11 protein-coding genes are annotated in these 12,525 nt (G+C 47.0%); 10 read left to right on the forward strand and 1 reads right to left on the reverse strand.

What is annotated here, in order from left to right:
• The first annotated feature begins 353 nt into the window (after window positions 1–353).
• From AC3CIA_RS17850 to AC3CIA_RS17895, 10 genes are all read left to right on the forward strand, one after another.
• Window positions 354–1,013 carry an HAD family hydrolase gene (locus AC3CIA_RS17850; protein ID WP_017075212.1) on the forward strand — a complete coding sequence of 220 codons (660 nt, stop codon included), beginning with the start codon at window positions 354–356 and terminating at the stop codon, window positions 1,011–1,013.
• A gap of 210 nt (window positions 1,014–1,223) precedes the next feature.
• Window positions 1,224–1,850: an HD domain-containing protein gene (locus tag AC3CIA_RS17855; protein ID WP_488519408.1), complete on the forward strand. Its 627-nt coding sequence runs from the start codon at window positions 1,224–1,226 to the stop codon at window positions 1,848–1,850.
• Between the two features lie 41 nt (window positions 1,851–1,891).
• On the forward strand, window positions 1,892–2,407 hold the full coding sequence (locus AC3CIA_RS17860) for a GNAT family N-acetyltransferase (protein WP_488519409.1): 516 nt from the start codon (window positions 1,892–1,894) through the stop codon (window positions 2,405–2,407).
• Between the two features lie 121 nt (window positions 2,408–2,528).
• Entirely contained in the window at window positions 2,529–3,215 is a 687-nt protein-coding gene (locus AC3CIA_RS17865; protein ID WP_488519410.1) for a DNA-3-methyladenine glycosylase I, read from the forward strand.
• Window positions 3,216–3,409: 194 nt separating this feature from the next.
• Window positions 3,410–4,144 (forward strand): GntR family transcriptional regulator, encoded by a 735-nt coding sequence (locus AC3CIA_RS17870; RefSeq protein ID WP_017075215.1) that lies wholly within the window; start codon window positions 3,410–3,412, stop codon window positions 4,142–4,144.
• A 466-nt stretch (window positions 4,145–4,610) separates the two neighbouring features.
• Window positions 4,611–6,056 (forward strand): xanthine dehydrogenase small subunit, encoded by a 1,446-nt coding sequence (xdhA, locus tag AC3CIA_RS17875; protein WP_488519411.1) that lies wholly within the window; start codon window positions 4,611–4,613, stop codon window positions 6,054–6,056.
• On the forward strand, window positions 6,049–8,454 hold the full coding sequence (xdhB, locus tag AC3CIA_RS17880) for a xanthine dehydrogenase molybdopterin binding subunit (RefSeq protein WP_488519412.1): 2,406 nt from the start codon (window positions 6,049–6,051) through the stop codon (window positions 8,452–8,454). The genes xdhA and xdhB overlap by 8 nt, the downstream gene beginning before the upstream one ends.
• A gap of 88 nt (window positions 8,455–8,542) precedes the next feature.
• The gene (gene xdhC / locus AC3CIA_RS17885; RefSeq protein WP_488519413.1) at window positions 8,543–9,424 is read left to right on the forward strand and encodes a xanthine dehydrogenase accessory protein XdhC; all 882 of its coding nucleotides are present in this window, start codon (window positions 8,543–8,545) and stop codon (window positions 9,422–9,424) included.
• Between the two features lie 59 nt (window positions 9,425–9,483).
• On the forward strand, window positions 9,484–10,818 hold the full coding sequence (gene guaD / locus AC3CIA_RS17890; protein ID WP_488519414.1) for a guanine deaminase: 1,335 nt from the start codon (window positions 9,484–9,486) through the stop codon (window positions 10,816–10,818).
• 289 nt (window positions 10,819–11,107) lie between these two features.
• Entirely contained in the window at window positions 11,108–11,989 is an 882-nt protein-coding gene (locus tag AC3CIA_RS17895) for an AEC family transporter (protein WP_171312221.1), read from the forward strand.
• A gap of 118 nt (window positions 11,990–12,107) precedes the next feature.
• Here the strand turns inward: AC3CIA_RS17895 and AC3CIA_RS17900 are convergent, their stop codons facing one another.
• Complete coding sequence (locus tag AC3CIA_RS17900) at window positions 12,108–12,491, reverse strand: carboxymuconolactone decarboxylase family protein (RefSeq protein ID WP_488519415.1); 384 nt, start codon at window positions 12,489–12,491, stop codon at window positions 12,108–12,110.
• Between the last annotated feature and the right edge of the window lie 34 nt (window positions 12,492–12,525).

The following is a 12,525-nucleotide window of genomic DNA, read 5'->3' on the forward strand; positions in this document are numbered from 1 at the left end:
CTTATTCCTTGGTCACACTATCATTGCAGGCTCACGCAAATTGTTTTTTATAAGATTATGGTCACGCTACCAAGCCTGTAAGTTTATGAATTGTAATAGTAAATCAGAAGCTCGACCTAAAGTTGTTATGTACGATAACCATTATTGTGTCTGTTAGAACCGCATGGCCTATCAAACATCAGACTCATAACTGAACGATATTATTCCAACGCAAGTTAATCAGGTTTCTCCTCATCTAGAAGCATATTACCGAGACAATTCGGCATATTCTTACTGAACACTGACTCGCCTATCTCCAGGCACTATGTCAAAATACTCGCCCTCACGACGACAACACATAAAGAACCACGGATATGAATTTTCAAGCTGCTATTTTTGATATGGATGGACTGCTGCTCGACACCGAGCGACTTTGTATGCAGGTTTTTGAAGAAGCATGTCACGCGCAAGGTGTTCCGTTTTTGCAAGATGTCTACCTAGGCATCATTGGCTGTAACGCAAAAACCATCGAACAGATCTTTAGAAATGGCTACGGTGAAGGGTTAGATTACCCAGCGCTGAACAACGAATGGCGAACTCGCTACAGTGCAATTGTTAAGCACCAAGCGATCCCAGTAAAAGATGGCGTCATCGAACTTCTTGAGTGGCTCAAATCGAACGATATTCCAATCGCGGTGGCAACCTCGACTCAGCTTGATATCGCGAAGAAGAAGCTTGAACTGGCTGGCCTAGATTCTTATTTCACCTCGTTAAGCACTGGCTGTGAAGTGACTCATGGTAAGCCTCACCCAGAGATCTACCTGCTAGCGGCTGAGCGCCTAGGTGTTGCCCCTGAAACCTGCCTCGCGTTTGAAGATTCAAACAACGGTATTCGCGCGTCGATGGCTGCAAACATGATCAGTTTCCAGATCCCAGATCTGGTTGAGCCTTGCGATGAAGTCAAAGCCCTTGGTCACACGATCAGCCCTTCCCTGCACCATGTGTTAGCACAGCTTCAACAAGCCGCTGCTTAGGCTCTCACTTCTGTTGATAATGCTTTTATCGGTCTCGTCCTAAAATACGTAGACAAGCCTCTCTATTAAGCCGACTCACAGAGTCGGTTTTTTTGTTGATATTCCTTTTATAAAAGATAAAAACTCGCGCTTGAAACTGTTACAGTCGATATGAAACGACACTGATCGATAAGCAACATTGATAACGTCTAAAAATGGAGAAAGGGACGCGTGATAGAAAAATTTGAAAGCCAACTGCTTGATTTTGCAAAACAAGAAATGATACAAGATGCGGCGCACGACATCAGCCACATCAAGCGCGTAGTCAAAACCGCGAAAGCTTTGTGTGCTCAAGAACAGGCTAAGCTTGAAGTCGTTCTACCCGCCGCTTACCTTCACGATTGCTTCACCTTTCCTAAGAACCATCCAGACAGAGCCCAAAGCTCACAGATGGCAGCAGACAAGGCCATCTCTTATCTCAAATCTATCGACTACCCAACATCCTATCTGGATGAGATCCATCATGCCATTGTTACACACAGCTACAGCGCCAATATCACACCTGAAACCTTGGAAGCGCAAATAGTCCAAGATGCAGATCGACTTGATTCTCTCGGCGCAATTGGCATTGCACGCTGCCTGTACGTCGGCCAAAGCTTTAACGCTGAACTCTATAACCATCAAGACCCGTTTGCGAAGCAACGTGAGTTGGATGACAAGCATTACAGCGTCGACCATTTCTACGTGAAGCTATTTAAGTTGGCTGAAACAATGAATACAGAATCCGCCAAATTAGAAGCGAACAAGCGCACCGACTACATGCGTGGCTTTCTTGAACAATTGGGCGCCGAAGTTTAACGGCTTAAAAAAGAGACACGCGATAAGGAAGAGAGAAGGATATGGAAATAAACCGCTTTAAAGCATCCGACGCTGAAGAGATCGTCACTTGGTTTACATCCCTAGAAGACTACGTGCTGTGGGGTGGGCGAACATTTGGTTGGCCGTTAAAAGCAACCTCGATCATCGAACGATCACAAGAGCCACATGTCGAGCTATATACCTTCTCTGCATCTAAGTCATACTTTGAATCGAACGCGAAATCGAATACCGACGACTTGCTTGGCTTTATGGAATTTCAGCGCATGTCAGACAATGAACTTCGTTTCTGCCGAGTTGCAATTCACCCAAACCAACGTGGTAAAGGGCTTGGGCAATCCATGATAGAAAGTGCATTAGAAGCAGCGAAAGAAATTCCTGATGTCACCACCATCAGCTTAGCGGTCTTTCAACAGAATATCGGCGCAAAGCGCTGCTACGACAAAGCGGGCTTTCAAGTGGTAGACAAAGAACCAAGCGTGAAAGAATTCAATGGCAAAACCTGGCCCTTGTATCAAATGGAATTAAAGCTCGGCTAGTTTGTTTTAATTATCAGACTTACTTTAGTTAACAGAATTGTTTTAATTGCCAGATTTGACCCCATATCATTAAGCATTGGCTAGACCACTCAAGATACACAGATGTAATTTGGAACCTTCAATGACCCAAGAAAAATTCGACACCATTTATCAACGTGCGGCTCACCGTAAAGGCGGAGCGGCCGAACTCGAAAAGATTGTCCGTGCGCCACTGTCACAAGCCGAGCTATCACAAATCACCGACGACCGCTGGCTGGCCGCCTTTACTGAAAAGGTATTCCAGTGTGGCATTTCATGGAATGTAGTAAGAAAGAAATGGCCGCAATTTGAAGAGGTGTTCTTTGAATTCAATATCGAAAAGATGCTGATGCTGCCGAATGATATGTGGGAACAGAAAGCACAAGACCCGCGTATTATTCGCCACCTGACTAAGGTGATGACCATCCCTGCCAATGCCACCATGATCCACAACGCCAAGCGTGAAGCCGATTCATTCTCACAAATGGTTGCCGACTGGCCATCAGAGCGCATCACAGAACTTTGGGATTACCTGAAAAAACACGGCAAGCGACTAGGTGGTAATACTGGTGCCTACACCTTGCGCCAAATGGGCAAAGACACCTTTATCTTGTCTTCGGACGTTGAAGCTCACCTGCGCAGCACAGATGTTGTCGATAGCGGCCGTAACACCAAGCGAGCACAACTGGCAGCGGGTAAAGCCTTCAACGAATGGCAACAACAATCAGGGCGTAGCCTGAGTGAAATAAGTCAGATCGTTGCATACAGCTGTGGTGATAATCGCGTTTAGTTGGATTGAAAATGGCTTAAAGCTAAAGATTGCACACAGTTCCTCGCAAACTAAATGTTATAAGTCATTAACAAACAAGCGTACATCGCACTTTCACTCGGTGGCATTGTATAGATAAGTGTATACAATGTAGGGTAGCACTCATGAATTATTCTCGATTAACCCTATCCGACTAAACAAGGGCCCTTATCTCTATGACAGTTCTCAAAAACTCTGTCTCCAAAGGTGTAAAAACTAAAGTCACAGGCCAGACTCAAGACGATGTTGTTTACTGCCATATCTTCGACGCGATACTAGAACAAAGGCTGCCACCAGCCACCAAATTAAGCGAAGAAGCCCTAGCAGAAATTTTTAGCGTTAGCCGTACAATTATCCGTCGTGCCTTACTGCGTCTTTCTTTAGAACAAGTTGTGGTGATCCGCCCGAACCGAGGCGCAATGATTGCCGCCCCAACAGTGGATGAAGCCAAACAAATTTTTAAAGCGCGCGAAGTGATGGAGATTGCTATCACTGAGCTGGCGGTGAAAAACGCCACCAAAGCACAGATAGAAGAGTGCAGAAAATTAGTCGCGAAAGAGAACTGTGCCTTTGACCAAGGTGATTACGGTTCTGGCTTGCGATTGTCTGGCGAGTTTCACATCAAACTGGCTGAAATGGCAGAGAATGCACCACTGCTCGCTTTTCAACGCAGCTTGGTATCGCAAACCTCACTGTTGATCGCTCAATACGAGACAGGTAACCACTCGAACTGTTCGCTAGACGAACACTCAGGCTTACTGGATGCAATTGAGTCAGGTAACGAACAACAAGCAGTAGAATTGATGCAGGAACACCTAAGCCACATCCGTTCAAAGCTCAACCTAGACAGCAGCACAGCTTCTAGTGACCTGCATGTAGTGTTCTCAGATCTGCTTAAGAGCAAGTCATAGAAGATTCAACAAGCGATTAATAACCATCATTCAACAACTTCTTGTTAACAGCTTTTTGTTAACAAAATTGGAGAGAAGTAAGCCTCTGCGTTTACTTCTCTTTTTTATGCCCCCTCCCCTAAAAATAAAGACGACGATCGGCTCACACCCATCTAAAACACTGCCTATTCTAGCCTCAACAACGATCTTAGCCTCTATAAAATCACTTCCAACTGTGCCATAAACCCCGCCTTTATCTTGTATACATAGCTATCAATTCATTCACGCCAGAAACTGTTCACCTTCAATTCAACCCCTTATAAAACAGGCAACTACAGTCAAAAATAAATTGTACACAATCACCCGACAAGACCATTTGTTGCATTTTTGTAAATAAATAGTTGACCACAGGGTCAGGATGGATAATTATTGACCTAGAAGTCAAAAAGAATACACATGGAAATATGTCGATTTACAAGGAGGTCTCTTGATTACTTTTTTGCTCAATCAGGAAATAAGACGTGAAGATAATCTGTCGCCAAATATGACAGTGCTCAACTACCTTCGTACCAAGGTGAATAAAACGGGTACAAAAGAAGGTTGTGGGTCGGGTGACTGTGGTGCATGTACGGTAGTTCTCGGTGAAGTGGTTGATGGACAGTTGCAATACCGCTCGGTGAACTCTTGCCTTACGTTCGTTTCAGCGCTGCATGGCAAGCAACTGATCACGGTAGAAGATCTACAAAACCGAGATCGCTCTTTGCACCCGGTGCAGAAAGCGGTGGTGGATTTTCACGGTTCACAGTGTGGTTACTGCACGCCGGGCTTCATCATGTCGATGTTTGCCCTAGGCAAGAACAAACCCGATGCGAGCAAAGAAGACGTCATGGAATCACTGGCGGGTAACCTATGTCGCTGTACTGGCTACCGACCAATTGTTGATGCTGCGATGTCGCTTTCAACAGACCAGCCTTTGATTGACCAATTTGCAGAACTTGAACGCAACACCATCAAGAAGCTAGAAGGTATTCAAGACACTGAAGCCAACTTACGCCTTGGTCACCTCACCGCTTTCTCCCCGAAAAGCACTGATGAGCTGGCCAAGCTTTTTCAAGCCCACCCGAACGCTAAGCTGGTTGCTGGCGGTACGGATTTAGCACTGGAAGTAACGCAGTTCCACCGCGAGATTGAAACACTGATCAGCGTAAACCTTGTTGAAGACATGAAAGTATGCGAAGAAACCGACACTGACTTAATCATTGGTGCCAACCTACCTATCAGTGACTCTTACGCACTACTGAAAAAACACTACCCAGATTTTGGTGAGCTACTGCACCGCTTTGCGTCACTGCAAGTGCGTAACCAAGGCACCATTGGCGGTAATGTGGCGAATGCCTCGCCTATCGGTGATACCCCTCCTCTGCTGATTGCTCTCGACGCGAAGATCAAACTTCGTTGCGGCGGCGAGTCACGCACTATGCCGATTGAAGATTACTTCATCAGCTACAAAGTGACGGCGCAGAAAGAGAGTGAATTCATCGAACAGATCATCATTCCTAAGCCAACCAACGACAGCTTCCGAGCTTACAAAGTGTCGAAACGTTTAGACGACGACATCTCTGCGGTGTGTGGCGCGTTTGATATTCAAATTGAAGATGGGAAGGTTTCTTACGCTCGTATCGCTTTCGGCGGTATGGCAGCAACGCCTAAGCGTGCAACTCGTTGTGAAAATACGTTATTAGGCAAACCGTGGACAGACGCTAATATTAAGTTAGCGATGCAGGAACTGTATAACGACTTTGAGCCGCTATCTGATTTCCGTGCAAGCCAAGAATACCGTTCATTGTCGTCGGCCAATATGTTGCGCCGTTACTTCATTGAACGACAGAACAAAAACAACCAAATCGAAACAAGGGTAACGTCTTATGTCTAAATCAAATTCCTCTGGCCACAAGAGCAATGCGATGACCCACGAAGAGATGGTTACCATTGCAAAACAAGACCTAAAAACTGGCGTAGGTAAAAGCGTTAAACACGACAGTGCAGCCAAGCAAGTCACAGGCGAAGCGGTATACATTGACGACCGCCTTGAGTTCCCCAATCAGCTGCACGTATACGCACGCCTGAGCACGCAAGCACACGCCAACATCACCAAAATAGACCTATCTCCGTGTTACGAATTCGAAGGCGTGGCGATTGCCATTCAAGCCAAAGACGTACCGGGTGAGCTAGATATCGGTGCCATCCTACCGGGTGACCCACTGCTTGCAGACGGCAAAGTAGAATACTACGGCCAACCTGTGATTGCCGTGGCTGCCAACGATTTGGAAACGGCACGTAAAGCCGCACATGCAGCCATTATTGAATACGAAGAACTACCCGCGATTCTTGATGTAAAAGAAGCACTAGAGAAAGAACACTTCGTGACAGAGAGCCACACTCAACAACGTGGGGACTCAGAAGCCGCATTGGCAAAAGCAAAACACGTAATCTCTGGTGACCTAGAGATCGGCGGACAAGAGCACTTCTACCTAGAAACTCAAATCAGTAGCGTAATGCCAACCGAAGATGGTGGCATGATCGTGTACACCTCGACCCAAAACCCGACTGAAGTTCAAAAGCTGGTTGCGGAAGTGATTGGCGTACCTATGCACAAAGTCGTGATTGATATGCGTCGTATGGGTGGTGGTTTCGGGGGTAAAGAGACTCAAGCAGCCTCTCCAGCGTGCATGGCCGCGGTGATTGCTCACCTCACCGGACGACCAACCAAAATGCGTCTGCTACGTAACGAAGACATGCAGCAAACCGGTAAACGCCACCCGTTCTACAATCAATATACGGTCGGTTTTGACGACAATGGTGTGATTCAAGGTGCCGATATTACCGTTGCAGGTAACTGTGGTTACTCGCCAGACTTATCAAGTTCTATCGTCGACCGAGCGATGTTCCACTCAGACAACGCCTATTATCTAGGTGATGCAACTGTGGTTGGTCACCGATGCAAAACCAACACCGCATCGAATACCGCTTACCGTGGCTTTGGTGGCCCGCAAGGCATGATGACCATCGAACACATCATGGACGAGATTGCGCGTTACCTGAAAAAAGATCCTTTGGAAGTACGTAAGGCGAACTACTACGGCGAAGAAGGCCGTAACGTGACCCATTACTACCAAACCGTTGAAGACAACTTTTTACCTGAGATAACCGAACAGCTTGAACGCAGCAGTGACTATTACGCACGTCGTAAAGAAATCGCTGAGTTCAACAAGCAAAGCCCTATATTGAAGAAAGGCCTTGCTATCACACCCGTGAAATTCGGCATCTCGTTTACTGCGACTTTCTTGAACCAAGCAGGTGCGCTCATCCATATCTACACCGATGGCAGTATTCATTTGAATCACGGTGGTACGGAAATGGGGCAAGGCTTGAACATCAAAGTGGCACAAATCGTTGCACAGGAGTTCCAAGTCGATGTCGAACGTATCCAGATCACCGCTACAAACACAGACAAAGTTCCGAACACATCACCAACCGCAGCCTCATCGGGCACCGACCTCAACGGTAAGGCCGCGCAAAACGCCGCAATGACCATTAAGCAGCGCCTGATTGACTTCGCTTCTTCGCACTTCAAAGTGTGGCCTGAAGAGGTGATATTTAAGAACGGTATGGTGCAGATTCGCGATGAGATCATGACCTTCAACTCGTTTGTTGAACTGGCTTGGTTTAACCAAATCTCGCTGTCGAGCACTGGTTTCTACCGCACTCCGAAGATCTATTACGATCACGAGAAAGCACGCGGTCGTCCGTTCTACTACTACGCATACGGAGCATCTTGTTCAGAGGTTATCATCGATACCCTAACCGGTGAAAACAAGATTCTGCGTGTCGATATTTTGCATGACGTAGGTGCTTCACTGAACCCAGCTATTGATATCGGCCAAGTGGAAGGTGGCTTTGTGCAAGGTGTCGGTTGGTTAACGACGGAAGAGTTGGTGTGGAACCAACAAGGCCGCTTGATGACCAATGGCCCTGCGAGCTACAAAATCCCAGCCATTGCCGATATGCCAATTGATTTCAGAACGCACCTTTTAGAAAACCGTAACAACCCAGAAGACACCGTCTTCAACTCGAAAGCCGTGGGTGAACCGCCTTTCATGTTGGGTATGTCGGTATGGAGCGCACTGAAAGATGCCATTAGCTATGTCGCTGTCGATGGCGCGATTCCTAAGCTGAACACACCTGCAACGCCAGAGCGTATTCTGATGGCGATTCAGGAAGTGACTGAAACGACTCCGACCTCGGTCGATGCTCAATCAGAAACGGCTTAGGGCTCATGTGGATCGTTTAGATCGCAATAAATAGCTTAGGGCGCCTATACATAGCTTAGGAAGCATAAAAAGGGATTTAGGAGGACATATGTTTAAGGATAATTGGATTCACGAACTGGCAAAACTGGAAGAGAGCTACGAGCCATGTGTAATGGTGACGGTGCTCGAAGACAGAGGTTCCGTTCCACGCGATGCGGGCACCAAAATGCTTGTCACTCGTGACCGAATCATCGCTACGATTGGTGGTGGTCACCTTGAACATGTGGCCACTAAAATGGCTCGCGAGATGCTGATTGCCAGCGAGAAATCACTCAAAGTGGAACGCTTCAACCTAGGTGCTCGTTTAGGCCAATGTTGTGGCGGAATAGCAACGTTAAGCTTCGAACCGATTGGCACTCAGCAGAACCACCTTGTGCTGTTCGGCGCAGGCCATGTTGCCAAAGCGCTGCTGCACATTGTCGCAACCCTGCCCTTCCGTGTGACCTGGATTGATGAACGTGAAGAAGTGTTCCCTGAAACGCTGCCACATGGTGTGAAAAAGCTTGTTTCAGATGACCCGGTTGGCGAAGTGAAACACATGCCGCCGAACAGCTATTACCTAGTGATGACCCACAACCACCAGCTCGATTTTGACCTAACCAAAGCGATTATAGACCGTGAAGACAGCCGTTACTTCGGCATGATTGGTTCGCTCACTAAGCGCAAGAAGTTCGACTTCCGCTTAGAGCAACGCGGCTATAGCCAAGAGCAAATCGAAACTATGCTTTGCCCGATTGGTATTAGTGCGGTGAATGGCAAACATCCTGCGGAAATTGCAGTATCGGTTGCGGGTGAACTGATCGCACACTATCAAGGCCAAGCACTTGAACAAAAGCGCCCAACCAAACAATATCGAAATCAGGATTTGACCGATCAACACAGTCAACCAAGCGACGTAGGCGAACCACCATTGGAAGAGAAGATCGCCTAATAAAAGTCGCAAAGCTTCAGTGGCCATAAAGTCGCTGAAGTCATTAAAAGGAAGTAAACATGACAACCCAACGCAAAGCTTATCGCGCCAGTATTTTACACAGCGTCGCCGACCCAAAAGACGTCGGTATCGATGAGTCTTACGACTATTTTGAAGACGGTGTTTTAGTGGTTGAGAACGGCCATGTCGTCGACTTAGGCCATGCCGACGAAGTATTGGCTCGCCAACCTAAAACACTCGAAGTAAAACAATACAAAGACAAGCTGATCACCTCTGGCTTTATTGATACGCACATCCACTACCCTCAAACAGGGATGATCGCGTCTTACGGTGAGCAGCTTCTTGATTGGTTAGAGAACTACACCTTCCCAGAAGAAAAGCGCTTCAAAAACCCGGTTTACGCACACAAAGTGGCGAAGTTATTCCTAGACGAATTGGCAAGCAACGGCACCACCACTGCACTCGTATTTGGCACGGTACACAAAGAGTCCGTCAACGTGTTCTTTGAAGAAGCCGAGAAACGTAACCTACGCATGATCGCGGGTAAGGTGCTGATGGATCGCAATGCTCCTGATTACCTGACTGACACACCAGAATCTGGCTATACAGACTCAAAAGAGCTGATCGAAAAGTGGCATAACCGCGGCCGTTTGCTTTACGCGGTGACACCTCGTTTTGCACCAACCAGCACACCAGAACAACTTGCTACAGTGGGTAAACTGCTAGAAGAATACCCAGATGTGTACATGCACACTCACCTTTCTGAAAACGAGAAAGAGATCGAGTGGGTGAAATCGCTGTTCCCAGAGCGCGACAGCTACTTGGATGTGTATGACCACTATGGCCTACTGCACAAACGTTCGGTATTTGCTCATGGTATTCACCTTTCTGATTGTGAATGTAAACGCCTTGCCGATACTGAATCTGCCATCGCCTTCTGCCCAACTTCTAACCTTTTCTTAGGCTCGGGTTTGTTCCGATTACCAGAGATGGAAGATCACGGTATTCGTGTCGGCGTGGGTACTGATGTAGGCGCAGGCACCAGCTTCTCAATCCTGCAAACAATGAGTGAAGCGTACAAAATCATGCAGCTTCAACAAGAGAAACTGCACCCAGCCAAATCACTGTTCTTGGCAACTCTAGGCGGTGCACGTTCACTGCATTTAGAAGACAAGATTGGTAACTTGGAAGTCGGCAAAGAAGCGGATTTCGTGGTGTTGGATCTACACGCAACTCAGCTGATGCGCTTTAGAATGGAACAAACCACCAAGCTTGAAGAGAAGCTGTTTGTATTGATGAGCTTGGGTGACGACAGAACCGTTAGCGAGACTTACATCTACGGCGAAAAGGCCTACGATGTGAACTTCAAAGATTACAAGAAGCTCGTTAGTTAGGCTTAAAACCGAGTAACAATCGCTAGACAGCGACAAGCCGTCGTTAATTATATAATCCGTCCAGATTTATCTAGCCTTTAAAGACCAGTTGCTGATGCCACTGGTCTTTTTTGTGCTTCATTCAAAGAAATAATAAATTAACCGCTCACAGACAACGATCTTCGGTGACGCCAAGTCATTATATTGATAGGTTAATGTTTATACATATCGACTTTATGCTTCGTTTGGCGTCTCTCTAAAACATTCGTTTCTCAGCTAAATGGAAGCACCCAATCTAGAAAGGATTTCTATGTTCGAACAGGTCGTCAGCATTCTGTTTCCCGTTTTTGCTTTAGCCAGTGCTGGCTTTGCGGTCGGTCGTTGGCTTAAGCCCGATTTCAAACCGATCAATCGCATCAACATGGATGTTTGTATTCCTGCGTTGGTGTTTGCATCGCTGACCACCATGCCCCTCGACACAGAACAACTGCCACTCATCTCCGCCTCTTTGGTCGCGGTGCTAGTGCCTGCATTGTTGATGATTCCGATCTGTAAGATCTTTAAGCTCAACTTCAAAGCTTGGGCTCCGCCACACATGTTTCGCAACAGTGGCAACCTCGCCATTCCTCTTTTCACTTATACCTTTGGCGAGAGCGCATTAGCCCCTGCTGTATTGCTGTTTGTGGTATCGGCATGTGTACACATTAGTGTTGGTTTGGCGCTATTAAGCGATGGCAACCCGATCAAGCAGATCCTCAAGATGCCGATCTTCTTAGCCGCAGCATTAGCGATGACGTTGAACCTATCTGGCATTGCTGTATGGAATCCAATCTACGAAGCCACATCGCTGCTTGGGCAAGCTGCCGTGCCAATCATGCTGTTGTCGCTAGGTTCGCAAATGGTCAACTTGAGGCTTAGCGGATTAAAAGTTGGCTTGCTGTGTACCGCTCAATCGCTGTTTACGGGCGCCATCGCTTTTACCATCATCTACTTCTTTATTCCGCTGCCAACGCTGCACCTGCAAATGATGGTGTTGTTCACCATGCTGCCACCCGCCGTGATGAACTACCTGTTTGCAGAAAGGTTCAATGTAGAGCCACCCAAGGTCGCGTCTATGGTGTTGTTCGGCAACTTCCTGAGCGTGGTCACCTTGCCGATCTTGCTGTCGTTCGCGCTGTCTATGTCGAGTTAGCTGTCTATTTCTAACTAATAGATGAAAGCTCCACTGAAAAATCGCCATAAACAAAAAATAGCGTCAGTGATTCATACTGACGCTAGGCTTTGAAAGGCTTACTTTTCTTGCGTCAGGCTTATTCGTTAGCGCTTCTCTCCGCAAGCACCTCTTTAAATGCGAACATGCCATTTAATGCCGAAGGGAATCCCGCGTAGACCGACATCTGCAATATCACTTCTTTAATCTCTTCCTCGCTGCATCCAACATTGAGTGCCGCATTCAAATGCACCTTAAGTTGAGGAGCACAATTACCGAGTGCGGTAAGGGCAGCGACGGTCGCGATCTCTCGTGATTTCAAATCCAAACCGGGGCGTGAATAGATGTCTCCGAAGGGATACTCGATAGTATACTTGGCAAGATCAGGGCAAATGTCTTGCAAGCTTTCGATAACCTGTTGCCCTGCTTCTCCGTCGATATGATTAAGTCTTTCTAAGCCAGTTTCAAAACGTGATTGATTCATGAGTCTGTTCCTGTATTTATAGTTCACAGGAACA

The organism is Vibrio sp. QJM3NY_27 (assembly GCF_057785955.1).

Excerpts from the sequence above, each read along its gene's own strand:
- AC3CIA_RS17850 (WP_017075212.1), top strand. The coding sequence starts at position 354 with ATGAATTTTCAAGCTGCTATTTTTGATATGGATGGACTGCTGCTCGAC.
- AC3CIA_RS17860 (WP_488519409.1), top strand. The coding sequence starts at position 1,892 with ATGGAAATAAACCGCTTTAAAGCATCCGACGCTGAAGAGATCGTCACT.
- AC3CIA_RS17865 (WP_488519410.1), top strand. The coding sequence starts at position 2,529 with ATGACCCAAGAAAAATTCGACACCATTTATCAACGTGCGGCTCACCGT.
- AC3CIA_RS17870 (WP_017075215.1), top strand. The coding sequence starts at position 3,410 with ATGACAGTTCTCAAAAACTCTGTCTCCAAAGGTGTAAAAACTAAAGTC.
- xdhB (WP_488519412.1), top strand. The coding sequence starts at position 6,049 with ATGTCTAAATCAAATTCCTCTGGCCACAAGAGCAATGCGATGACCCAC.
- xdhC (WP_488519413.1), top strand. The coding sequence starts at position 8,543 with ATGTTTAAGGATAATTGGATTCACGAACTGGCAAAACTGGAAGAGAGC.
- guaD (WP_488519414.1), top strand. The coding sequence starts at position 9,484 with ATGACAACCCAACGCAAAGCTTATCGCGCCAGTATTTTACACAGCGTC.
- AC3CIA_RS17895 (WP_171312221.1), top strand. The coding sequence starts at position 11,108 with ATGTTCGAACAGGTCGTCAGCATTCTGTTTCCCGTTTTTGCTTTAGCC.
- AC3CIA_RS17900 (WP_488519415.1), bottom strand. The coding sequence starts at position 12,491 with ATGAATCAATCACGTTTTGAAACTGGCTTAGAAAGACTTAATCATATC.